21 protein-coding genes are annotated in these 23,562 nt (G+C 68.7%); 7 read left to right on the top strand and 14 right to left on the bottom strand.

All coding sequences use genetic code 11. The annotated features are described in order from the left end of the window. Positions 1-7: 7 nt before the first annotated feature. From AC5JJ2_RS15445 to AC5JJ2_RS15425, 5 genes are all read right to left on the bottom strand, one after another. Positions 8-568, bottom strand: a complete 561-nt coding sequence (locus AC5JJ2_RS15445) for an RNA polymerase sigma factor (RefSeq protein ID WP_495858901.1) — start codon at positions 566-568, stop codon at positions 8-10. 149 nt (positions 569-717) lie between these two features. Further along, a complete protein-coding gene (locus AC5JJ2_RS15440; RefSeq protein WP_495858900.1) occupies positions 718-2,529 on the bottom strand; it encodes an Hsp70 family protein in 1,812 nt (603 codons plus the stop codon). 35 nt (positions 2,530-2,564) lie between these two features. Then, entirely contained in the window at positions 2,565-3,338 is a 774-nt protein-coding gene (grpE, locus tag AC5JJ2_RS15435) for a nucleotide exchange factor GrpE (RefSeq protein WP_495858899.1), read from the bottom strand. Continuing rightward, complete coding sequence (locus tag AC5JJ2_RS15430; RefSeq protein WP_495858898.1) at positions 3,278-3,568, bottom strand: J domain-containing protein; 291 nt, start codon at positions 3,566-3,568, stop codon at positions 3,278-3,280. Before AC5JJ2_RS15430 ends, grpE begins: the two co-directional genes overlap by 61 nt. A gap of 12 nt (positions 3,569-3,580) precedes the next feature. Next, positions 3,581-5,854 (bottom strand): hypothetical protein, encoded by a 2,274-nt coding sequence (locus AC5JJ2_RS15425; RefSeq protein ID WP_495858897.1) that lies wholly within the window; start codon positions 5,852-5,854, stop codon positions 3,581-3,583. Between the two features lie 79 nt (positions 5,855-5,933). On the opposite strand from AC5JJ2_RS15425, the gene AC5JJ2_RS15420 reads away from it, so the two are divergent. Continuing rightward, positions 5,934-8,729, top strand: a complete 2,796-nt coding sequence (locus tag AC5JJ2_RS15420; RefSeq protein WP_495858896.1) for a hypothetical protein — start codon at positions 5,934-5,936, stop codon at positions 8,727-8,729. 83 nt (positions 8,730-8,812) lie between these two features. Here AC5JJ2_RS15420 and AC5JJ2_RS15415 read toward each other — a convergent pair whose 3' ends face one another. From AC5JJ2_RS15415 to AC5JJ2_RS15385, 7 genes are all read right to left on the bottom strand, one after another. Continuing rightward, the gene (locus AC5JJ2_RS15415; RefSeq protein ID WP_495858895.1) at positions 8,813-9,934 is read right to left on the bottom strand and encodes a metal ABC transporter permease; all 1,122 of its coding nucleotides are present in this window, start codon (positions 9,932-9,934) and stop codon (positions 8,813-8,815) included. Next, positions 9,931-10,803, bottom strand: coding sequence for a metal ABC transporter permease (locus AC5JJ2_RS15410; RefSeq protein ID WP_495858894.1), 873 nt, complete (start codon positions 10,801-10,803; stop codon positions 9,931-9,933). Before AC5JJ2_RS15410 ends, AC5JJ2_RS15415 begins: the two co-directional genes overlap by 4 nt. Beyond that, positions 10,800-11,735, bottom strand: a complete 936-nt coding sequence (locus AC5JJ2_RS15405) for a cation diffusion facilitator family transporter (protein ID WP_495858893.1) — start codon at positions 11,733-11,735, stop codon at positions 10,800-10,802. The genes AC5JJ2_RS15410 and AC5JJ2_RS15405 overlap by 4 nt, the downstream gene beginning before the upstream one ends. Positions 11,736-11,862: 127 nt before the next feature. Continuing rightward, positions 11,863-12,594 (bottom strand): tetratricopeptide repeat protein, encoded by a 732-nt coding sequence (locus tag AC5JJ2_RS15400; protein WP_495858892.1) that lies wholly within the window; start codon positions 12,592-12,594, stop codon positions 11,863-11,865. A 74-nt stretch (positions 12,595-12,668) separates the two neighbouring features. Beyond that, entirely contained in the window at positions 12,669-13,871 is a 1,203-nt protein-coding gene (locus AC5JJ2_RS15395; RefSeq protein ID WP_495858891.1) for a PIN/TRAM domain-containing protein, read from the bottom strand. A gap of 39 nt (positions 13,872-13,910) precedes the next feature. Further along, the gene (locus tag AC5JJ2_RS15390) at positions 13,911-15,119 is read right to left on the bottom strand and encodes a deoxyguanosinetriphosphate triphosphohydrolase (protein WP_495858890.1); all 1,209 of its coding nucleotides are present in this window, start codon (positions 15,117-15,119) and stop codon (positions 13,911-13,913) included. A 19-nt stretch (positions 15,120-15,138) separates the two neighbouring features. Then, positions 15,139-15,621, bottom strand: coding sequence for an HIT family protein (locus AC5JJ2_RS15385; protein WP_495858889.1), 483 nt, complete (start codon positions 15,619-15,621; stop codon positions 15,139-15,141). 402 nt (positions 15,622-16,023) lie between these two features. On the opposite strand from AC5JJ2_RS15385, the gene rpmF reads away from it, so the two are divergent. The 6 genes from rpmF (at position 16,024) to AC5JJ2_RS15355 (ending at position 20,476) form a co-directional block, all read left to right on the top strand. Then, entirely contained in the window at positions 16,024-16,221 is a 198-nt protein-coding gene (gene rpmF / locus AC5JJ2_RS15380; RefSeq protein ID WP_495858888.1) for a 50S ribosomal protein L32, read from the top strand. Between the two features lie 3 nt (positions 16,222-16,224). After that, on the top strand, positions 16,225-17,235 hold the full coding sequence (plsX, locus tag AC5JJ2_RS15375) for a phosphate acyltransferase PlsX (protein ID WP_495858887.1): 1,011 nt from the start codon (positions 16,225-16,227) through the stop codon (positions 17,233-17,235). An 8-nt stretch (positions 17,236-17,243) separates the two neighbouring features. Beyond that, positions 17,244-18,149, top strand: coding sequence for an ACP S-malonyltransferase (gene fabD / locus AC5JJ2_RS15370; RefSeq protein ID WP_495858886.1), 906 nt, complete (start codon positions 17,244-17,246; stop codon positions 18,147-18,149). Positions 18,150-18,337: 188 nt separating this feature from the next. Continuing rightward, positions 18,338-18,601 (top strand): acyl carrier protein, encoded by a 264-nt coding sequence (locus tag AC5JJ2_RS15365; RefSeq protein ID WP_495858885.1) that lies wholly within the window; start codon positions 18,338-18,340, stop codon positions 18,599-18,601. Positions 18,602-18,673: 72 nt separating this feature from the next. Next, positions 18,674-19,912: a beta-ketoacyl-ACP synthase II gene (gene fabF, locus AC5JJ2_RS15360; protein WP_495858884.1), complete on the top strand. Its 1,239-nt coding sequence runs from the start codon at positions 18,674-18,676 to the stop codon at positions 19,910-19,912. Positions 19,913-19,945: 33 nt separating this feature from the next. Then, positions 19,946-20,476 (top strand): hypothetical protein, encoded by a 531-nt coding sequence (locus tag AC5JJ2_RS15355; RefSeq protein ID WP_495858883.1) that lies wholly within the window; start codon positions 19,946-19,948, stop codon positions 20,474-20,476. A gap of 73 nt (positions 20,477-20,549) precedes the next feature. Here the strand turns inward: AC5JJ2_RS15355 and AC5JJ2_RS15350 are convergent, their stop codons facing one another. Further along, positions 20,550-22,145 (bottom strand): EF-hand domain-containing protein, encoded by a 1,596-nt coding sequence (locus AC5JJ2_RS15350; protein WP_495858882.1) that lies wholly within the window; start codon positions 22,143-22,145, stop codon positions 20,550-20,552. Beyond that, the gene (locus AC5JJ2_RS15345) at positions 22,142-23,464 is read right to left on the bottom strand and encodes a DUF1501 domain-containing protein (RefSeq protein ID WP_495858881.1); all 1,323 of its coding nucleotides are present in this window, start codon (positions 23,462-23,464) and stop codon (positions 22,142-22,144) included. Before AC5JJ2_RS15345 ends, AC5JJ2_RS15350 begins: the two co-directional genes overlap by 4 nt. Positions 23,465-23,562: the final 98 nt, after the last annotated feature.

The raw sequence follows: 23,562 nt of genomic DNA, 5'->3' as shown, positions 1-23,562 counted from the left end.
TCGCGATTCATTCCATCAGGTCCTTCGGCATCCGTTCGCGGAGCAGCTTCAAGCCCCGGTGCAGCAGGCCCCGCAGCGAGCCGTTCGTCAGGCCGAGCTGCGTGCCGATCGTCTCGTAGTCGGAGCCGGTGATGTACCGCATGGTCAGCGGCAGCCGGTACTCGTCCGGAAGCGACCGCAGCACGGCCAGCACCTGCTCCCGCCGCTCGTCGCCTTCCATCGCCTCGCCGGGCGGCTTCTCGACGGCCGCGAGCATCCGCAGTTCCACGTCCGTCCGCGGCGGGGCGGCCCGCTTCTGCCGCAGGTCGTGCCGGGCGGCGTCGGTGACGACGTTGTGCGCGATCGCGAGCAGCCACGGCCGGAACCCGTCGGGGTTCCGCAGCCGGTGCAGCGAGCGGTACGCGAGGAGGTACGTTTCCTGGAGCAGGTCCTCGGCCCGGTGGGGGTCGCCGGTGTCGAGGTAGATGCGGGAGAAGACGAGGCGGGACGTGCGGCGGACGAGTTCCTCGAACCCGCTCCGGTCGCCGTCGCCCGCCCGCCGGACGAGGTCCGCGTCGTGGTCGTGCATCTGGTTCACACTAACCGAGACGACACGGGCGGGGAGGACGCGCGCGGAAATGTGGGGTCAGCGTTACGAACCTGATACGAGAAATGGGAGCCGCGACCGCAAGGGAGCGAGTCGGCGACTCGCTCCCTTGCGGTCGCGGCTCCTCAAGATTACGCATCTTCCAAGTAGAACAGCACGTCGCTGAGCTGGTTGCACGCGGCCGTCAGGTCGCCCCAGCGGCGGTCCACGAGCGCCGTCTGCACGTGATCGACCAACACGCGCAACTCCTCCTGGTCCGGCTCCGCCGCCCGCGCGATGATCCGCTCGGCCTTCTCCAGCAGCGCCCGCGCTTGCACGCTCTCCCGCTGGCCCTCCTGCGGGCCGGGGTGGAGCGTCGGGAAGTCGTGCGCGATCCGCGACCGCGGCTCCTCGGCCGGCAACTCGTCGTCGTAGGCCGGCGGCCCCCACAAACGTTCGAGCCGCTGCTGCGCCGCCTGCCGCTCCTCGACCGCGAACCGGGCGATCGCGTTCTCGATCGTGATCTGCTTCACCAACCCCGTCGTCTTCTCGCGGGCCGACACCTTCAGCACGCCGTCCAGGTTCAGGTTCAACTCGACGACGAGTTGGTTCCCGGCCGGGACACGGGCCAGCCCCTCGATGAAGAACTTGCCGACGCGGTGGTTCCGCCGCACGTCGGAACTTTCGCCCTGGTACACATCGATCTCGACCCGCGGCTGGTTGTCCGCGACCGTGCAGAAGACCTCGCTCCGCACCACCGGCAGCGGCGTGTTGCGGGTGATGATCGGGGCGAACCGGAACTCGTTCGGGACGGACGAGTAGTCCACCGGGTGTTCGAGGCACTTGATGCCGAGCGAGTGCGGGGTGATGTCCACCAGCACCGCGTCCACCTTCTGCTTGCCGACGATGGCCGCCTGCACCGCGGCCCCCATCGCGACGCACAGGTCCGGGTGAATCTCCCGGTGCGGCGGCTGGCCGAGCCGGGCCTCCAGCAACTGGCCGATCATCGGCGTCCGCGTGCTGCCGCCGACGAGGACGACGCGGTCGATCTGCGACGCCGTCAACCGCGCGTCGTCGAGCGCCTTCTGTACGCACCCCATCGTGCGGGCGATCAGTTCCTGAATCAGCTCCTCGTACTCGCCGCGCTCGATCTCGACGCTCAGGTGCAACGGCACGCCGTCCTTCTCAGCGATGAACTCCTCCTCGATGCGGACGACGGCGTGGTCGGACAGCTTCTTCTTCGCGTCCTCGACGGCCCGCAGCAGCCGGGCGTGGCTGACGTTGTCGTCCCGCAGATCGACGCCGTAAAGCTCCTCGAACTCGTCGGCGACGTGGTCGAGCAGCAGCTCGTCGAAGTCGTCGCCGCCGAGGTGCGTGTCGCCGTGGCTGGCGAGCACCTCGAACACGCCCACTTCGAGCTGCACGACGGACACGTCGAACGTGCCGCCGCCGAGGTCGTAGACGAGGAACCGCTCGCGGGCCGTCTCCTCCGGGTTGTACACGAGGGCCGCGGCCGTCGGCTCGTTGAGGATGCGGACGACCTCCAACCCGGCAAGCGCCCCGGCCTCGCGGGTGGCCTGCCGCTGGCTGTCGTTGAAGTACGCCGGGACGGTGACGACCGCCTTCTTCACCTTCACGCCGAGGTGTCGCTCCGCCCGCTCCTTGAGCGTGCGGAGGATCATCGCGGAGATTTCCTGCGGCGAATACTCCTGGTCGCCGAGGCGGACCTTCACGTCCTGGCCCATCTTCCGCTTGATCGACTTGATCGTGCGATCCGGGGCGAGCACCCACTGGTTGCGGGCCGGCTTGCCGACGAGCAACTTGCCGTCGTCCGCGAGGCCGACGACCGACGGCAGGATCGGGTCGCCGGCGTCGTCCGGGATGACGACCGGCTTCCCGTCCACGACGACGGCGACCTCGCTGTTCGTCGTGCCGAGGTCGATGCCGATGATGGGGTCCGTCATGGGGGCCTCAAGGGAGAACAACGGGAACCACCATTTTACTTCGCCACCTTCACCTGGGCATGGCGAAACAGGGCGTCGTTCCAGACGTACCCCTGCCGGACGACTTCAAGGACGGTTCCGGCCGGCGCGGCGGCCGCCTCCGCGTTCACGACCTCCATCGTCTCCGGGTCGAACGGTTCCCCCGCCTCCGCGAGCGGTTCGAGGCCGAGGTCCGGGAACGAGCGCTCGACCCGCCGCAGGCTCATCGCGTAGCCGTCCGCGACGGCGGCGAACTGCTGGCGGAGCTTCTGGTTGTGGGCCGTCAATTGTTCGACGTGGTTCCGCCAGGCCGCAAGGTCGGTAGGCGAGCCTAACAGCCGGGCGAAGAATCCAGCCGCCGGCGGTGGCGGGGTGGGGACGTTCGCGAACTCGTCGGCCGAGACTTTCGCCCGCTCCATCTGGCGGTGGGCGACGCTCAGGGCGTCGTGAACGTCTAGCAGCATTTTAACGAACGGCCGGAACTGTTCCTGATCGTCGTCCGCTTCGGGTTCCTCGGCGGGTTGCAGGAGTTGGATCGCGGCTGAGGTTTGCTCGACCGCGGACCGCGCGGCCTTCGTCTGCATGTTGACTTCGTGCCGCAGGGCCGTGAACTGCACGACGAGGGCGTGAACGGAGAACGGCTCGGCGACCGGTGCGGCCGGGGGTAGGGTCGTGAGGTCTTGCAGCCAGTTGCGGAAGTCGGCAAGGACGCGGTCGATGGCCTGTGGCGTCAGTGGTCGGCCGCCGTCAAGAGTTCGCTCAGCGTGATCCGGCGGCGCGGGGTCCGACATGCCACGTCCTCAATGATCGCGTCGATCGTCTCGGCCCGCATCGCCGTGAACAGCCGGTGGGTGGCGCGGGCGTCCAGGTCCTTCAGGGCATCGTAGGCGGCGCGGATCGCCGCCGACTTCTCCGGGTACGCCTCCGGCGGGAACGCCCGCGTGAGGTCGAGGTATCGCGCCCGGATCGCCGCGTCGTCCGCGTCGGCGGGGACGCCGAGAATGGCATACGGATCGGCCATCGGTTCGCACCTTTAGAAATCGTCGAAGTCGTCCCGGCCGCCGAACAGCGGGTGGCGGAACGGGTCGAGGGCGGCGATCACCTCCCGCCGCGCCGGGTCGATGAGGTCGAGCAGTTTCTTGTCCTCGGCCTCGGGCGACGCCTCGGCGAGCGCCTTCGCCGTGTCGAGCAGGTGGCGGACGCGGTGGCCGGAGGCGTAGCTCTTGCCGGTGTTGATGACCGCCTTAGCCTCGAAGAACGGAAACGCCGGGCCGCGCGGGAACCGGGCCGACAGGCTCGCGGCCAGTTTCTGAAGCACCTTGAAGTGTTCCCGTTGCTCGACGAGTGAAAGCAGCATCGCGAAGTCGCGAGCGGTCGCCTCGGCCGACAGCAGCGACCGCTCGGCGAGCGCGAGAACTTTCTTCTCGTGCGCCGGTTGGCCGCGGTACTTCAGCCCCTCGGTCTGGTACAGAGCCCAGGCCGTGTACAGTACGGCCACCTGGACCGGGGGCGGCGTCGGCGTCTCGAGCGCGGCCTTCAGCCGGGCGTCGGCCGCCTTCCGTTGCGCGGGCTTCAGCTTCGCGAGCAGGCCATCCACGGACAGCACGAACGCAACGGCCAGCTGCATCTTGTGTTCGAGCAACTTCGCCTCCGCGGCGGCCGCGTCCGCGGTGCGGCCGAGTTTCCGCAGGTAGACGACGTACAGCGACGCGACGTACAACCCGAACCGAGACGACGGGAACGCGGCCATCTCCGCGAACAACTTGTCACAGGCGTCGTACTCTTCCGCGAGCAGCCGCTGCCGGATCGCGGCGACGGCGGCGAGTTCCACGGCCGCCGCGAGCGTCGGGTCCAGCGGGTTCGCGGCGAGCGCGGCCTTGTACGTGGCGAGCGCCTCGGCATGCTTCCCGACCGACCGCTGGAGGTCCGCGAGCCGTTGCAGCATCGGCAGGTCGGCCGGCCGCTTCTTCAGCAACTCCTCGGCGACGGCCATCGCCTTCGTCGGGGCGTTCGATTCCGTGAGCGAGTCGAACAGGTCGTAGGCCGGTTCCGGCCAGTCCGGGGCGAGGGCGAGGCTGCGGCGGTAGAAGTCGTGCGGGTCGCGATTCGCCACCCGTTTCTTTGGGGCCTTGCCGAGCAGCTCGAACATTGCCCGCTCGAAGTCGGTCTGCTCGGCGCGGTCGTGTTGATCGTCCTCGAGCATCTGGCCGACGCGGTGGAGAATCTTCGCCCGCGCCCGGTTCGCGAGCGGCTCCGGCCAGCCGACCGGCCGCGCGGCCAGCCACCGCTCGTACTTCTCCCAGTGCTCGACCGCGGCGGCTGGCGAGCGGATCGCCTCGCACGCCAGCGCCTCCAGCCGGTGGAACTGTGGGTCGTCCGCCGGGGCCGGGAAGAGCGTGCGATACTTCTTCAAGTCAGTCGGCTCGCCCTGCCGGATGATCGCCTCGTAGAGCACCACGCCGAGCCGCGGCAGCAGTTGCGGAAACTCCCGCAACGCAGGGACGACCTTCTCGACGTGCTTCCACACCGGCTGGAGCGGCTGGTCGCGGCCGACGTGCTTCTGAATCTGGCGAAGGCCCGCGAGCAGCCCGCCGGCGACGAGGTGATCGGACCGCTCGCGGACGGCGGCGGCCGTGGCGGCGGGCTGGGCCGCCACGAAGGCGGGGTCGATGGCCGCCCGCAGCGGGGCGGCGAGCGCGGCGGGCAGGTTCTCCGGGTTCAGCCGCTGCCAGTTCTCGACGGCCCGCGCGTCGTCGTTCGCGGCGTAGCTCATCAGCCCGCGGAGCAGCACTTTCCATTCGAGGAACGGCGACGTGAGGCCGATCTGTTGGAGCGATTCTTTCGCTTGTTCGTCCTGCCCGGACTCGTACTCGCGGAAGGCGCGTTGAATCAGCGGCAGCCCGGCCGTGACCTCCGGCGGCCCGCCGTCGGCCCGGTTCTTCCGCACGCAGAAGTCGGCGACGTGCCGTAGCACCCGCGGCTCGGTCGCGAGGCGGAGGGCCGTCACGAACTCGCCGGCCTTCGCGTGGATGATCGCGGCATCGACGGCGTGTTCCGGGTGCAGTTCCGCGAACCGCTCGGCCGTCCGCAGCGTTTCCACGGCCGCCTTCGCCTTCCCCATCCGGGTGAAGCCCTCGGCGGCCAAGCCAAGAATCTTGAAGTAATACGCGCGGCCCTCCGGCGTCGGCGACGCCTCGGCCATCTGCCCGGCGACGGCGACCGCCTTCGCGAAGTCGTCCCGGCCGAGCGCCGCGTCCACGTCGCGGGCCGTCGGTCGCGCGGCGGTGGCGGTGCGCTTTCGGGCCACGGGATACCTCCGGGGGGAACACGATGTACTATAACCGAATCCGCCCGGCCGACCACGACGCACGAGCCTGCCGACGACCATGAGTGATCGCCACGCCTTCTTGCTGTCCCCGTACCGCCCGCCCACGTCGTACCCGGTCACGCTCAACCCCGGCGAGACGGCCGCGTGGCTGAACGGGTACGCCGCCCTCTGGCACCCGGCCGTGTTGAAGCGAATCGCCGGTCCGCCGCAGCCGGCGTCCGTTTACGACCACGATTCGCCGGGCCAGGGGTTCGTGTACGTCGTCCCGGAGGGGCCGACGGTCTACCAGGCCGACGACTGGCGGAACCGGGTGCGGGAAGCGAACGCCGTCGCGTTCGTCGCCACGGCCGACCGCAACGAAACGTTCGCGAACCTGAAGGAAGCCGTCGTCGAGGGCGGCGGCGAGTGGCTCGACTTCGACCCGGCCCTCGTGCGGCTGTTCGCCGGGCTGGGGTACGGCTACCTGATGATCGACACGCTGTTCGACGCGATGAGCCACGAGAAGCTGCTCGACGCGGCCGGGTTCTGGGCGGACGTGTCGGCGGCCGTCGCGGAACCGGGCGAGGCGCGGAAGCACCTGACGGATGCGGCTGTGAAACTTCGCGCGGCCCGCGAGGGGGCGTACAGCGGCAGCGTCTACCTCCTCGAATGGGTCATGCCGGACCCGGTGAATCTCGGCGAGCCGTGGCCGGCAGCGCTGTTGAACAACAGCCCGATATCGTTGATCGCGAGCGCGGAGTTGCTCGAACGGATGGCCGCGGAGCAGCCGGAGCGCTTTGCCGAGTTGAAGGCGAAGACGCCGACCGACCTGCCGGCCGCGGCCGAGGTGTGCGTCGGGGCGTACCGCGAGCGGGACGACGCGCTCCTGCCGGTCGAGTCGCAGCTGTGGAATCTCCGGGCCGGCCGCGAGGCGATGAGGCAACTGCTCGGCAGCGAGCCGACGGTGTTCGCCCGCCGCACGTCTTCCTTCCACCCGCAACTGCCGTCATGGCTGCAACAGAGCGGGTATCAGCACGGCATCGCCGTCAGCTTCGACGGGGCGACGATCCCGAGCCGGTACTCGGCCGTCGTCAGTTGGCCGGGGCCGGACGGGAAGTCGATCGACGTGTTCACCCGCGAGCCGCTGCCGGCCGGCGACGCGCAGACGTTCTTCAACTTCGCGTACCAACTGCACCAGGCAATCACCCACGACTCGACGCCGACGCTGACGCTGTTGCACAAGAAACAGCCCGCCGTGGGGTACGACGACTTTCTCGCCCTCGGCGAGCTGGCGAACGTCTTCGGCGATGCCGGGACGATGGGCCAATACTTCTCGAACACGCACGCCGGGGATTACACCGGGGTCGCGAGTGCCGACGAGTTCTTCGCGGACTACCTCGACGACCGCGTGACAAAACGCCACCGGCCGGAGCCGGTCAGCGGGTTCGCGCGGCACTACCGCCTGCGGCGGCGGCTCGACTCGACGTTCGCGCTTGCCGCCCTACACCGCAGCCTCACGCCGGAGTCGCCGGAGGAGGGAGAGCAGCTTCGCCAGTTGACCGACTTGGAATCGGAGGTTGAGAAGCGCGGCCCGGACGCGGGAACGGCCGACGCGCCCGACGAGCTGTCGCGGAAGCTCGAACCGCTGGAAGCGACGGCCGCGCGGCGGTTGGCGGACCGCGTGCAGGTGCGGGCCGTCGAGAACCGGCCGGGGTTCATGATCTTCAACTCGTGCGGCTTCCCCCGCCGCGTCGTCGCCGAGTTCCCGAACCAGCCCGGCCCGATCGCGCCCGACGGTCCGGTGAAGGCGAGCGAGTTCGCTAACGGCACGGCGCGGGTCGTGGTCGAGGTTCCGGCCCTCGGGTTCGCGTGGGTTCCACAGGGGAGCGCGAGCGCGGCCCCGCCGAAGCCGAAGGTCAAGACGGCGGAACTGACGACGGTTCGCAACGAGTTTTTGGAGGCCGAACTGGACCCCGAGACCGGCGGCCTTCGGGCGTTTCGCGACCTGCGAACGCGGATCAACCGGGTCGGCCAGATGCTCGTCTTCAACCCCGGCAGCAAGATGGTCGCTACGGCCGTGAAGGTGACGCACGCCGGGGCCGCGCTCGGTGAGGTGACGAGCGAGGGCCGGATCGAGAACGAGCAGGGCGAACCATTGGCCGAGTTCCGCCAGCGGATTCGGGCGTGGGTCGGCCGCCCGGCGCTAGAACTGCGGGTCGAGATCACGCCGACGCACCGGCCGACCGGCTACCCGTGGCACGCCTACTACGGGGCACGGTTCGGCTACCGCGACGATCGGACGGCCACGTTCCGCGGCGTCAACGGCTCGAACTCGCAGAGTACGCACGCCCGGCCGGTGTCGCCGGACTACGTCGAGTTCCGGCTCGGCGGCGAGCGGACGTTCGTGTTCACCGGCGGCCTGCCGTTCCTCCAGCGGCACGGACACCGGATGCTCGACGTGGTGCTGATCCCGGAGGGCGAGACGGCGACGGCGTTCGACCTGCTCATTGCCGCGGACCGCGAACACCCGATGCAGACGGCCGTGGGGTGGGCCGCGCCGACGCCGGTGGTATCGACGGCGAAGGGGCCGCCGCACGTCGGCGCGACTGGCTGGCTGGCCGCGGTCGATTTGCCGAGCCTGTTGTTGACGGCGTTGCGGCCGACGGCGGGCGGGAACCGGGCGGTCCTGGCGCGGCTCATCGAGACGGCGGGGTTCGCGGGGTCGGCAGAACTGCGATTCGCCCGCGACCCGGCGGCGGCGAAACTGACCGACCTGATGGGCCAGCCGACGAGTGACGTGACGCTACTCGAAGGGGCGATCCCGCTCGAATTCTCGGCCGGGGAGTTGGTGAGCGTGCGGGCGGAGTTTTCGTGATTTGTAGGGCGGGTCAAGGCTTTGCGCCGACCCGCCAGGGTGGCTGGGACCGACGGCGGGTCGGCGCAAAGCCTTGACCAGCCCTACAAGACCGCGTTCGCCCGTTCACGGCCCGCGTCCGTTAGCTTCCAGCAGTCGCCGACGCGCACGATCAGTCCCTTCGCCACGGCCCGGCCGACGACCGCCGCCGTGTCCCGTTCGGTCCACCGCAGGTGCTCGTGCAGCCCTTCCACCAGCGACTCGTCCCGCTCCGCGGCCGTCCCTTCGTGTTGAAGCAGGTGGACCGTTAGCAGCGTCTCGCGGAACTCGCGGTACAGCCGCACGCGGCGGAGCGTCTCCGCGATCACGCCGCGGCGCGGGGCGAACAGGTACACGCCGGCGAACACGACGCCCAGCACCCCGGCGACGGTCCCGGCGATGGTGATGTCCAGTTCAATCGCGAGCAGCGTCCCGGCGACGGCCGCGAGGACGGCGATCAGCACGCTCAAAAACAGCATCCGCGAGAGGCGGTCGGTCAGCAGCCGCGCGGCCGCGGGCGGTACGGCGAAGAACGCCAGCACCAGCACCGGGCCGACCGCGTCGAACGCCGCCACCGTCGTCAGCGACACGCCGGTCATCAGAGCGTAATGCACGACCACCGGCGAGAACCCCAGCACGGCCGCCAGCCCCGCGTCGAACGTGCAGAGCTTCAGTTCCTTGTAGAAGAGGCCGACGAGCAGCGCGAACGCCGTGAGCGTCAGCAGGGACACGACCAGCCCGCGGGGGCCGAGGTCGCGGCCGCCGAGCGTGAATCTGTCGCGGAACGCCAGCTCCGCGGAGCCGAGCAGCACGCGGTCCACGTCCAGGTGCGTGTTGCGAAGGTACATCGACGCGAGCAGCGTGCCGAGGCTGAACATCGCCGGGAACACGAGGCCGATGGCCGCGTCCTCCTTCAGCAGCCGCGTCCGGTGTAGGGCCTCGACGACCGCGACGGTCAACACGCCGACGGCCGCCGCGCCGAAGAACAGCACCGGCGACGCCGCGTCCTTCACGACGAAGTACGCCAGCACGATGCCGAGCAAGAGGACGTGGCTGATCGCGTCGCCGACGAGGACCATCTTCCGCAGCACGAGGAACACGCCGGGCACGGCGCACGCCGCGGCGACGGCGGCCATCGTGTAGACCGTCTCGTTCAGCTCCGTCGAGAGGTGCGGGAACAGGGTCATGCCGCCCCCGGTCGTGGTAGGACGCGAGATCGCGTCATCGCCCAGGCGAGCGAGACGGCGACGATCGCGGTGGCGCACAGCACGATCATCGGCCCGGTCGGGAGCGTACGGCCGTCTTGCGACAGGACGTGGCTGCCGACCGTCCCGGCGAACCCGGCGGCCGCGCCGAACGCCGCCGCCAGCGCCGTCAGCGGGCCGAGCCGGTGCAGGAACTGCTTCGCGGCCACCGCCGGCGCGACGAGCAGCGAACTCATCAGCACGACGCCGACGGCCTGCAACCCGACCACGACCGTCAGCACCAACAACGACGTGAGCAGCAGGTCGAGCAGGCGGACCGGCCACCCCTGCACGGCCGCGTAGTCCGGGTCGAAGCTCAACAACTTGAACGGCTTCCACAACAGCAGCACGACGCCGACGGTCAGCCCGGCGACGCCGAGGACGGCCCACACGTCGGTTTCGCGGAGCGTCGCCGCCTGGCCGAACAGGTAGCGTTCGAGGCCGTGCTCGGCCGAGCCGCGCACGTGCTTCTTGATGTACGTCAGCACCGCGAGGCCGACGCCGAAGAAGACGGCGAGCGTGCCGCCGAGGGCGGCGTCGAACGTCACGCGGCGGCCGCGGCTGAGGCCGCCGACCAGGGCCATCGCCACCCACCCCGCGGCCGCCGCGCCGAGGACGAGGACGACCGGCGACCGCGCCCCGACCAGGAACGCGAGCGCCAAGCCGGGCAGGGCCGCGTGCGAGACGGCGTCGCCTTGCAGACTCTGTCGGCGGACGACGGCGAACGTGCCGATGAACCCGGCCAGCCCGCCGACCGCGGCCGTGCCGAGGGCGACCGTCCGCAGCGCCGGGTCGGTGAAGAGTTCCGTCACGGCTTCGCCTCCGTCGGCGAACTCAGTTCGCCCAGCCGCGCGAGTTCGACCTGCTCCCACGACGACTCGTCTTCAATCGGTTCGATGTGAATCGTGACGGCCAGACCGGGCATCGCGCCGCGGAGTTGGTCCTCGACCGCGTGGGCCAGCTTGTGCGCGTCCCGCACCGACATGCCGCCGGACACGAGCAGGTGGAACTCGGCGAACGTCGTCGCCCCGGCCTGCCGCGTCCGCAGGGCGTGGAAGTCGGTCCCCTCCGGCAGCAAGGCGCGGATCGCGTCGCGGAGCTTCTTCTGTTCGTCGTTTGGGAGCGAGTGGTCCATGAGGCCGTTGAACGACCGCCGCATAAGCCGGACGCCGGTGCGGAGGATGTTCAGCCCGACGAAGATGGCGAGCAACGGGTCGAGGACGGTCACGCCGGTGAGGGTGACGAGGGCCAGCCCGCCGACGATCCCGGCGGACGTGAACACGTCCGTCATCAGGTGGTGGCCGTCGGCTTCGAGGACGACGGAGTTGTTTGCCCGGCCGACGCGGAGGAGGGTTCGCGCGACGACGAGGTTCACGAGCGTCGCGGCCAGCGCGATCCCCGTGCCGAGTTCGAGGGCCTGCAACGGCTGCGGCCGGATCAGCCGCTCGACGGCGTAGCCGGCCGTGCCGAGGCCGGCGACGAGGATGAGCACGCCTTCGAGGCCGCTGGCGAAGTACTCGATCTTCTCGTGGCCGAACGTGTGCGTCTCGTCCGCGGGCCGGGCCGAGTACCAGAGCGAGAAATAGGCCGTGACCGCGGCGAGGAGGTTGACGCCGGATTCCAGCGCGTCCGAGAGGAGGCCGACGGACCCGGTGAGCAGGTACGCGGCCGATTTCATCCCTATGGTGGTGACCGCGGCAAGGATCGAGAGGGCGGCGAACCGGCGGAGGGAGCGCGACGACATGCGGGCATTCTACGGCAACCTGGGACCGCGGGCGTCCCGCCCGCCCACCTTCCACGCGCCGGAATCAGCCTTCACGGGCGGGGAGCGAAGCGGGCGAGACGCCCGCGGTCCCAGGATTACCGACTTTCTATTTCCGCGTGCTGGTCAGCTCCGCGAGCCGCTTCTCGGCCTCCTTCATCCGCTCCTTGTCGGCGTCGTTCTGCATCACCTCGCGGTACAGCTCGATCGCCTTCGACCGCTCGTTCAACTGCTTGTCGTATAGCCGCGCGGCCCGGAGGCGGGCGTCCGTGGACGTGCCCTTCCGCCACTGGTATGCCCGCTCGTAGTACGCCGCGGCCCGGTGGTACTGCTTGTACGAGCGGCCCTCGTACAGGTCGCCCAGTTCGTAGGCCACGTCCGCGATCTTGTCGCTGTCCGGGTACTTGGTCAGGATTTCCTGGAACACGATCTCCGCCCGCCGCTGGTTGAGCGTGTACTCGGTGCCCAGCCCCTTGCCCTTGTACTCCTTCGCCGTGCGGAACAGGGTGTTCGCCTCCGGCCGGTTGTTCTTCGCCTCCAGCGTCGGCGGCGGCACGTCCGAGATGTCCAGCCGGTACGACGGCTTACCGCTCAGGTGGTACGCCTTCAGCTCCTCCTCCACCCACCGCGCCCGCTCCTTGTCGCCGGTCTTCGCGTAGTACTCGTAGAGAGCGACGAGCGAGTTCTGGTACTCCTTCCGGGCTGCGACGACGCGCTCGACGAGCGCGGTGTCGTCGCCCGCCTTCGCCGGCGTCGCCTTCGGCGGGTCGGCGGTGACGCCGTACCCGATGCCCACCAGGGCCAGCCCGCAACTCGCCAACAGCCACGTCCGCAGTGTCATGGAAACCCTCGGTCATGAAACGAAAGAACCCACGGCGATCCCGTGGGTTCCTCCCGCGATTCGGCGTCCGGCCGTTACGATTTCGGCGGTTCCGTGTTCGGCTTCACCGGCGGCGTCGGCCCCGGCGTGTCGAGCGTCACCGGCCGGTGCGTCGCGCTCGTGTTCCCGGTCGTCTGCACCGGCTGGTAGCTGCCGCTCGACCCGACCGGGACGAAGCTGCCCGACGGCCGCGCCTCCATCCGGCCGAAGATCATCCGCCCGGCCGGCGTTTGCAGTACGCTGGTGACGATGATGGACACCTCGTTGCCGATCTGGTTGCGGCCCTGTTCGATGACGACCATCGTGCCGTCGTCCAGATACCCGACGCCCTGGCCCGGCTGGTCGCCGGCCTTCGCCACCTTCAGTTGCAGGTACTCGCCCGGCAGCGCGACCGTCTTCAGCGCGTTCGCGACCTCGTTCAGGTTGATGACATCGACGCCCTGCAGTTGGGCGATCTTGTTCAGGTTGAAGTCGTTGGTGACGACCCGGCCGCCGATCGCCTTCGTGAACAGCACGAGCCGCTCATCGACCTTCACCTTCTCGCCGGTCTTCACCTCGCCGACGCTGTCCTGCACGACGAGTTCGATCTTCGGGTTGCTTTGGAGCCGCTTCAGGATGTCCAACCCGCGGCGGCCGCGGTTCCGCTTCATCTTGTCGCTGCTGTCCGCGATGGCCTGCAACTCGTTCAGGACGAACCGCGGGACGACCAGCTTCGTGTCGATCATTCGAGTATCGCACACGTCCGCGATCCGGCCGTCGATGATGACGCTGGTATCCAGGACCAGCGCCCGCCCGCCCTTGACCTGCTTGGAAAATTCGACGTAAGGGATAATGAACCGAAACTCGTCCCGCGTCTGCAAGAGCAGCGAAATCGTCGCGTAGCAACAAATCATCGTAATCAGCAGCCGCGACACGTTCACGAGCTGCTGCTGCGTCGCCTCGGTGAACCCGGCGCAGACGGCGCGGATGACCGGCTCGACCGGGAACGCGATCAGTTGGCCGACGAGCAGGCCGAACAGCAGGCCGAAGAACGTCGCGGAGATGACCTTCAGGTCCTTCTCCTTCTCGCGGAGGTCGGTCCAGATGATGACGCCGCCGAGGGCGAGGACGGCGACCGTGCCGAGGACCGCGGGGAGGACGCCGCCGCCGACGTTCGGATCGTACATGGTCACGAACGTGAACGCCGCCGCCCCGAGCAAGAGTGCGATGTAGCAAATCCGCAAGAGCCACAAGAGCATGAGGAACCTCGGAGAGTGTGCCGTGGCGATAAATCTGACTTATAGGTCCGTTGTCGGCTGGAACAGCCGGCGGTACTCCTGCTGGGCGAACCGGTCGGTCATCCCGGCCAGGTAATCGGCAACGACCCGTTCGAGGGACGCCACCGTCGTCCGGCCGGGCAGTTCCGGGCCGGACGGGAACGTCGCGCCGGCCCAGCGGCGGCGCTGGCGGTCAGGAAGCAATTCCGGGCCGTTCACGTACTCCTCGAACAACATGCGTAAAATCCGCTTCCCGTTCGCCGTCATCCGCAGTACGCGGTGGTGGCGGTACACGCGGTCGCGGAGGAACACCTCCAGCCCGCGCTTGAGAAGTTCCATCTTCAAGCTCAGCCCGACGAGCGGATACCCGGCCGACCTTACGTCTTCGACGCCGCGGACGTTCTCTTGGTTCAGTCGGCGGGCCGTTTCTTCGAGCAGGTCGTTCACCTGCGACGCCAGCAGCTCGCGGACGACGGCCGTGCGGAGCGGGTTGCCCGTCAACGTCGGATGGACCCGCTTAACCGCTTCGACCGTCAGTTGCCAGAACTCGACCTCGCGGAGGTCCTCGAACGTCACGAACCCGAGGCCGAGGGCGTCGTCCACGTCGTGCGTGTCGTAGGCGATGCTGTCCACCACGTCCACGAGCTGCGCCTCCAGCAGCGGCGCGCCGGCGTCCTGGAACTCGGCCGCCTCCGGGCCGTCGAGTTTCTTGCCGTGTTGGACGAACGACTCGCGGACTTCAAACGACAGGTTCAGGCCGGGGAACTCCGGGTAGCGTTCCTCCAGCTCATCGACCCGCCGCAGGCCGTAGAGGTTGTGGTTGAACCCGCCGTGGTCCTTCAGGCAGGCGTTGAGCGCCTCCTCCCCGGCGTGGCCGAACGGCGGGTGGCCGATGTCATGCGCGAGGGCAATCGCTTCGGTCAAGTCCTCGTTCAGCCGCAACCGCCGTGCGGCGGTGCGGGCCACCTGCGTGACTTCGAGCGTGTGCGTCAGCCGGGTGCGGTGGTGGTCGTTCACGGACGCGACCAGCACCTGCGTCTTCCCCGTCATGCGGCGGAACGCGGAACTGTGAACGATCCGCTCGCGGTCCCGCTGGAACAGCGACCGGAACGGGTGCGGCGGCTCGGCGTGCCGGCGGCCGCGGCTGGCCGCCGCCCGCATCGCGTAGGGGGCCAGCCACGCTTCCTCGAACGCCTGCCAGTCGCCGACGGAACGGACGGGATCGGACATCATGAAACCGCGGACGGGATCACAGGGTCTGCTTCAACACATCATACAGCGAGTCGAGGGACTGCACGATCACTTTCGTGTCCGTCAGTACAGGCATGAAGTTGGTGTCGCCGTGCCACCGGGGGACGACGTGCCAGTGCAGGTGCCCCGGCAGCCCCGCTCCGGCGACGCGGCCGAGGTTCAGCCCGACGTTGAACCCGTCCGGGTTGATCGCCGTTTTCAGGGCGGCCGTAAGGCGGATGAGCAACTTCTGCAAGTCGAGCGATTCGGCGTCGGACAGGTCTTCGAGGCCGCCCTTGTGACTTCGGGGGCAGACGAGCAGGTGGCCGTTGTTGTACGGGAACCGGTTCAACACCCCAACGGACAGTTCCGTGCGAAGGACGATGAGGTTGGCGCGGTCGTCGGCTTCCGCCAGGCCGCGGCAGACGAAGCAATCGTTCTCGACTTTCGGCCGCGGGGTGGCGGCGTAACTCAGCCGCCAGGGGGCCCAGAGTTGGTCCACGCGGGTTCTCCCAGGGTGTGCGGTCATTTAACCGCGCGCCTCACGTTCAGCAACGAGAACGGGGAAGATATCCGTCATATGGCGGTGGGCTTGCCCACCGTGCGGGGCGAGGCTTTGCGAGACCCGCGAGGGCGTTCCTCGATCGGGAACGTTTCTCCCATCGCGACGACGTTATCGCGGGCGACTCGGCGTTTCTCCCACGGGGACGTTTCTCCCACTGCGGACAGTTCCTGTGGGAGGAAGGTGGTGCGGGTTCTCGAAGACTCGAACCCGCACGGTGGGCAAGCACACCGCTATATGACCGGCGGCGAGCTATAACCGTCACTGTCAGTTGACGCTCGTTCGCACGGCTCTAAGATGACAGCCTTGTAGTTTTCCGACCCGAATAACCGAGACAGTCTCATGGCGGTTCCGAAACGGCGCACGTCGAAGTCCAAGCAGGGGATGCGGCGCAGCCACCACCACAAGAAGAGCATGGGCGTGCAGTACTGCCCGCGGTGCAACGAACCCGTCCTGCCGCACCGCGTCTGCGCGAACTGCGGGTTCTACCAGGGCCGCGACGCCGTGGTCGTCAAGACGGCCGACGCCGAGGGAAGCTAAGCCATGCGGATCGCTCTCGACGCGATGGGGGGCGACCACGGCCCCGCGCCCAACGTCGCCGGGGCGGTCCAGGCCCTCCACGCCTCGCCGGACCTCACCCTCGTCCTCGTCGGCGACGAACCGGCCGTCCGCGAACAACTCGCGGCGGTCGGCGACCACCCCGCGGACCGGCTGGAAGTCGTCCACGCCTCGCAAACCGTCGGCATGAACGAGAAGCCGGCCGAGGCGATGCGGGCGAAGCCGGACAACTCGATCGCGAAGTGCTGGGGCCTTCTCGCCGCCAAGAAGGTGGACGGCCTCGTCTCCGCCGGGAACACCGGGGCGGTCGTGGCCGGCGGGCTGTTCCTCCGCAAGTTCCTCAAGTGCGTCCACCGGCCCGGCATCGCCACCGTCATGCCGACGGCGAAGGGCCGCTGCGTCATCATGGACGTGGGCGCGAACGTCTTCCCGAAGCCCCGCCACCTGCTGGAATACGGCGCGATGGGCAGCGTTTTCGCCAAGCACATGCTGGGCATCGACCGCCCGACCATCGGCCTCATGAACGTCGGCGAGGAGGAGGGCAAGGGCCACGACCTCGTCCAGGAAACCTACAGCCTCTTCCGCGGTAGCAACTTGAAGGACCGGTTCCTCGGCAACATTGAGGGCCGCGACCTGCACGCCGGGAAGGTCGATGTCGTCGTCACCGACGGGTTCGTCGGCAACGTCATCATCAAGCTGTCGCAAGGGCTGTTCGAGTTCGTCATGGGCATGGTCGGCCAGGAAGTGATCGGCGCGTTGAACCAGGAAGCGGACGCGGCGAAGAAGGCCCTGCACGGGATGGTGCAGAAGTACCACTACAGCGCGTTCGGCGGCGCGCCGCTGCTCGGCATCGACGGCGTGTGCATCATCTGCCACGGGTCGTCAAAGGACCGGGCCATCGCCAACGCGATTGGGGTGGCCGCCCAGGACGTGCGGGTGAAGCTGAACGAGAAGATCGTCGCCGAGCTGGAAACCCTTCCGACGACCAACGACTGAGACGAACCATGTCCCGCACCGCGTTCCTCTTCCCCGGCCAGGGGGCCCAGCACGTCGGCATGGCCGGGGCCTTGTGCGAGTCGTCCCCCGTCGCGAAAGCGCTGTTCGACCAAGCCAGCGCCTTCCTCGGGTACGACCTGCTGCACGTCTGCGTCCACGGCCCGGCCGAGCGGCTGAACGCCACGGACGTGAGCCAGCCCGCCATCTTCGTCGCCAGCCTCGCCGCGCTCGAGCAACTGAAGGCGACCGCCCCGGACGCGGCGGCGGGCGTCTTCGCCACGGCCGGGCTGAGCCTGGGCGAGTACACGGCCCTCGTGTTCGCCGGGGCGCTGTCGTTCGCGGACGGGCTGAAGGTCGTGAAGGCCCGCGGCGAGGCGATGCAGGCCGCGGCCGAGGCGACGCCCAGCGGCATGGCCAGCATCATCGGGTTGGAAGTGGCCGAGGTCGAAACGCTCGTCGCCGAGGCGAAGTCGGCCGGAACGATCGAGGTCGCCAACCTGCTCTGCCCCGGTAATACCGTCGTCTCCGGCTCGGCGGCCGCCATCGACGAAGTCTGCCGCATCGCCGAGTCGCGGAACCTGCGGGCGATCCGCCTGGCCGTCGCCGGGGCGTTCCACACGACGTTGATGAAACCGGCCGACGACAAGCTCGCGGCCGTCCTCGCCGGCGTGGAGGTCAAGCCGCCGCGGGTCCCGGTTTGGTCGAACGTGGACGCGAAGCCGCAGACCGACCCGGCGAGAATTCGCGAGTTGCTCGTCCGACAAGTGTTGTCCCCCGTGCGGTGGGAAGAGACGCTCCGCGGCCTCTTGGCGGACGGGGCGGACAAGTTCTACGAGATCGGCCCCGGCCGCGTGCTGGCCGGGTTGCTCAAGCGGGTGAACCGGAAGGCCGAAATCGTAAACGTGACGGCCTGATCGCCGGGGGAGTGCCCTTTTCTTTTCGGCCCAGCCTCCGTAAATTCTCCCCCACGGACTGCCCGCCAGCCCACACCAGACCGCCGAATACTGGACGTTCAGCGGCCCCAAAACACCGACGAAATCGTGGCGGACCCCACCCGCGCTGCCGGTGGAACGAGACTCCCGCCGCCCTGGAGGAACGAAGCGTGTCCGACGAGCAAATTCGCCAAAAGGTCATCGACATCGTCTGCGAGCACCTGGCCGTGAACAAGGACCAGGTGACGGACAAGACCAGCTTCATCGAGGACATCGGGGCCGACTCGCTGGACATCGTCGAGCTGGTGATGGAACTGGAGGAGGAGTTCGACATCCAAATCCCCGACGACCAGGCCGAGAAGATCAAGACGGTCGGGGAGGCGGTCGAGCACATCAAGATCGCCGTCAAGAACAAGGACGGCGGCGCGAAGTAAGCCGACGGCCGCCGCGGGACCGGACCCCCTTCCGACCCGGCGCGGCCGTTTTTCTTTTTTTGTGAGGCCGCGATGACCCGCCGCCGCGTCGTCGTCACCGGACTGGGAACCGTCAACCCGCTCGCGAACTCCGTGCCGGACTACTGGCGGGGCCTGCTCGCCGGCAAGAGCGGCATCGCGCCCCTCACCCTGTTCGACGTGTCCAAGTTCAAGGTCCGGTTCGGCGGGGAAGTCAAGAACTTCAAGCCGGAACCGGTGATCGACACCAAGTCCGTCCGGCGGCTCGACCGGTTCGCCCAGTTCGCGCTGTACGCCGCGCACGAGGCGGTCGTCGATAGCGGCATCGACTTCGCCAAGTACGACCCGTTCCGCGCGGGGTGCATCATCGGCAGCGGCGTCGGCGGCCTCGCCGAGTTCGAGGACGGCCACGGGACGCTCTTGAGCAAGGGGCCGGACCGGATGTCGCCGTTCGTCATCCCGAAGATGATCCCGAACGCGGCGAGCGGCAACATCAGCATCCGGTACGGCCTCCGCGGGCCGAACACGACGGTCAGCACGGCCTGCTCGTCCGCCGCCCACGCGATGGGCGACTCGATGCGGCAAATCCAGTACGGGTTCGCGGACGTGATCGTGTCCGGCGGGGCGGAGGCGGCCATCACGCCGACCGGCCTCGGCGGGTTCATCGCCGCGCGGGCGCTGTCCCACCGCAACGACGACCCGGCCCACGCCAGCCGCCCGTTCGAGAAGGACCGCGACGGGTTCGTGCTGAGCGAGGGGGCGGGCATCCTGGTCCTTGAGGAGTACGAGCACGCGAAAGCCCGCGGCGCGAAGGTCTATTGCGAGCTGCTTGGCTGCGGAAACACGGCCGACGCCTACCACATCACGGCCCCGCACGAGGACGGGATCGGCGCGGCCGAGGCGATGCGGGCGGCCTGCCGCGAGGCCGGGTGGAACCTGAACGAGGTCCAGTACCTGAACGCCCACGGCACGAGCACCGGCCTCGGCGACGTGGCCGAGACGAAAGCGATGAAGCAAGTCTTCGGCGACCACGCGAAGAAGTTGATGGTGTCGAGCACGAAGAGCATGATCGGCCACCTGCTCGGCGCGAGCGGCGGCGTCGAGGCGGTGGCGTGCGCGCTGATGATGAAGGCGGGCGTGATCCACCCGACGATCAACCACGCGACGCCGGACCCGGAGTGCGACCTGGACTACGTGCCGAACGCCCCGCGGGAGGTGCGGGTGACGAAGGTGCTGTCGAACAGCTTCGGCTTCGGCGGCCACAACTGCTCGCTGGCGCTAGGGGCGGTCTGAACTTCCGTTCGGAGCCTTCGGAGGTAACCCGTCGTGGGCCAGACGTTCGGCAACCTCTCACGCTTCGCTATGGTCGTTCGTGATGTCAACCGGGAAACCGATGGCTCGCGGCGGGTGGTCGATGTGTACGCAGCCGGTTGCTGGCTGACGTGCGAAGACAACCAAGTTTACGTCCCTGTCTTCGCGGGTGTGGTGGCCGAATCGCTCCGAAAACTGCTCCTCAACCCTCAGATCAACCAGCGTCCGCTTCCGTATCCTGAGTTATCGGCAACCGACAATTACCGTCGACTCAAGGCAAACGCTGACGCTTTCGACGACGCAGAATGGCGGGCCAGTAAGTTCATGAAATGGGGTGTCACCGCCGACAATGTCGGCATGCTGCTTTTCCGTCATCACGACATGGCAATCCTTCCATTCTCGTTTCTGCGTCCAGACCACCCCATGCCTTCTGAACGCGGTCAGGTGTTCGTCGCCGAGTTGCCGATATGGGAACTGACCGCAATTCTTCACGATGTGGCTTGGTTGTTGATGTGGGGTTGGAAAGACCGCAACAAGGGATGCTAAAAAAAGAATGCCCGCTTGTGAAAGCAGGCATTCTGCTCATTTTGAAGCCACGGACCACAAACGAGACATGTCGCTACTTCGCGGCCCTCGCCTCGTCCGCTGAGATCAACCCGTCCCCGTCGGCGTCGAATTTCTGGAACATCCCCAGCGGCCCCAGGAACTCCTTCGGCGACACGTCGCCGTCGCCGTTGCGGTCCGTTTTCAGGAACCACGCCGGGCCGCTCCGCTTCGCGGCCGGCGGTTGCGGGGCGACCATGCCGCCGACGAACTGCACCACGCCGTCGGTCGCCGCCGTCGTCAGCATCCGGAACCCGGCGTAGCCCGATTGCACGGCCAGCAGCCGCGGCACGTCGGCTCTGCCGAGCGTGCCGTCCTTCGCGAGGATCGGCTTCACCACGCCGGGGATCGCGGCCTGCTCCCGGAGCGAGAGTTGCCCGTCGCGGTTCGCGTCAATCAGTTCCATCAGCCCGCGGCCCTGGTCGGTCACGGTCACCGTCGCCCGGCACGCGGCCAGCTGCGTCAGCAGGTCGGTCGCGGCCGTCAGTTCTTTCTCGTCCAACTTGTCGTCGGCGTTGCGGTCCAGGAACGCGAACGTGCCCGAGAGGACGGGTTGGTCCTTGAGGTTGGCCTTCTCGACGACGCCGTCCTTCGCCGCGCCCTTGAAGGCGGCCTTGAGTTGCGACGCGGTCGCAGCCCACTCCTGGCCCGCCGTGCCGCCGGGGGCGGACACGTCGAACCGCGTGCCGTTCACCAACGTCACGCCGGCCGACGTTGCGACTGCCTTCGCCGGGTCGGTGGAAAGTGAAACGGCCACGGTGAACATCGGCGGCTGCTTCAGCCACGCGAGGAGTTCGTCCGTGTCGAGTTGGCCGTTGCCGTCGCGGTCGAAGGGGGCGAACGCCTTCTCGGTCATGCCGAGGTCGGCCCGCGAAAGCGAGTTCGCCTTCGCCTTGCCGCGGGCGAGCAGTTGCTTCACCGCGGGAAGGGCCTGGCCGTTCAGGAGCAGCATGTCGTTCGGGACGGTTTCCGACACGTCCGCCTGCGGGCGGCGGGCGGGGGCCGCGAGGACCTGCTGCCGGTTCGCGACGACGGCGCGGGCGAGCAACTCCGGCGTGGACAGCCACTCGTCCTCGTTCACGTCCAACACTTCCGTCCGCTCGCGGGCGGCGGCCAGTTCGTCGACGGACAGCTTCGCGTCGCCGTCGGCGTCGAGGTGGCGGAATAGGGCGTTCGTCAGCGCGGCCGACTCGGCGCGGGACGCCAGGAACTGCACGGTCAGCGGCCCGAACCCGGCGGCCTTCAGCGCGTCCTTGAACGCCGCCGGCTCGACGGCCTGGTCCTTCTTGTCGAACCGCAGCCGCCCGGCGATTTCCGCGTCCACAACGACGGCGGCCGGCGCGTCCGGCCGGCGGCGGCCGGTCTGCGCGTTCAGCAGCGCCCGCTCCTTCTCGTCGAGCGTGCCGTTGCCGTCCCGGTCGAGCCACGCGAACAGCTTGTCCGTCGCGTCGGCCCACCGCGGCTCGACCGGCTTGCCGTCGAGCATCACCTCGAACCGGACGATGCCGGGGGCGTTCGGGGCGAAGTACGCCACGTTCGCGGACGACACGTCCGCGGCGGGGGCGGTCGCCGCCGTCAGCCCGACGACGGCGGCGGAAAGGAAGCGCCTCATGCCAGCACCTCGGCGACGGGTTGGGCGGCCTGATCGACGATCCGAATCGGGCGGCCGACGTTCGACATGTTCTGCTTCGCCGGGTCGATGCCGAGGGCCTTGCACACGGTCGCCAGCAGGTCCGGTACGGTCGTCGGCCGCTCCTCGACCTTCGTGCCGGCCGCGTTCGTCTTGCCGACCGCCTGCCCGCCCTTGATCCCGCCGCCGGCGACGACCGCCGACCACGCATCCGGGAAGTGATCGCGGCCGCGTTGCGGGTTGATCTTCGGCGTGCGGCCAAACTCCCCCATCCAGACCACGGTGGTCGTGTCGAGCAGGCCGCGGTCCTTGAGGTCGGCCATCAGCGTGGCCCACGCCGGGTCGAGGACGCCGCACAGGTTCTTCACCGCGTCGAAGTTCTGGGCGTGCGTGTCCCAGCCGTCGAGGGTGACTTCCACGAACGGGACGCCCCGCTCGACCAACCGCCGGGCGAGCAGGCAGCCCTGGCCGAACAGGTTGCGGCCGTACTTGTCGCGGAGTTCCTTCTTCTCGCCGGTCAGGTCGAACGCCTTCGCCGTCTCCGGCTTCATCAGCCGCACGGCCGCGTCGTAGGCGGTCTTGTGGCTGTCCGCCGTGGCCCCCGGCCGGGCGTCGAGGAACCCGCCTTCGAGGTCCTTCATGAGCGCGAGCCGGTCGTCCGCCCGCTGGCCGTTCACCCCGGCGTACCGGCCGAGGTTCTGCACCCGCAACTGGTTGTCCGAGTTGTCCTGCCCGTCGCCGGCCCCGACCCGCGCGGCCTGCCCGTCTGCGACGATCAGCGGCGAGAACTGCGGGCCGAGGAAGCCGGGGCCGAAGGCGTTCTGCGACAGGAACCGCTGCGGCGCGATGCTGACGAACGGGGGCAGGTCCACGCCCTCGCGCTGGAGTTCCTTCGCCACCAGCGCCCCGAGGGCCGGGAAGTCGATCGCCCCCTGCGGCAGCGTGCCCGTGCGGAGCAGGTACGTCGCCCGGCCGTGGTCGCCTTCCTTCGTGCTCATCCCCCGCAGGACGGCCATGCTCTTCGCGTGCGCGGCCAGCTTCGGAAGGTGCTCGCCGAACTTCAGGCCGGGGGCGGCGGTTTCGATCTCCTTGTACGGGCCGCCGTTCGCGTGGCCCGGCTTCAGGTCCCAGAGGTCGATGGTGGCCGGGCCGCCGGACATCCAGAGGAGGATGCACGACCGCTTGCGGTCCGGGCTGGTCCCGGCGGCCCGCGCCAGATGGCCGAGCCACCCGGAGACGGACACCGTGGTCGCGAGCTTGACCGCGTCGCGGCGCGAGAAGTAGGCGTCAAAGCGGGACATGAGGGAGCCTCCGGGACGGTATTTCTGAACCCGACTTCCGAAGTCCGGCTTCGACTTCGGAAGTTCAAGGGCAACGAGTACCTGCGGGAATACGTCTT

The organism is Limnoglobus sp. (assembly GCF_059499385.1).
This window is presented reverse-complemented; position numbering and strand designations above follow the sequence as displayed.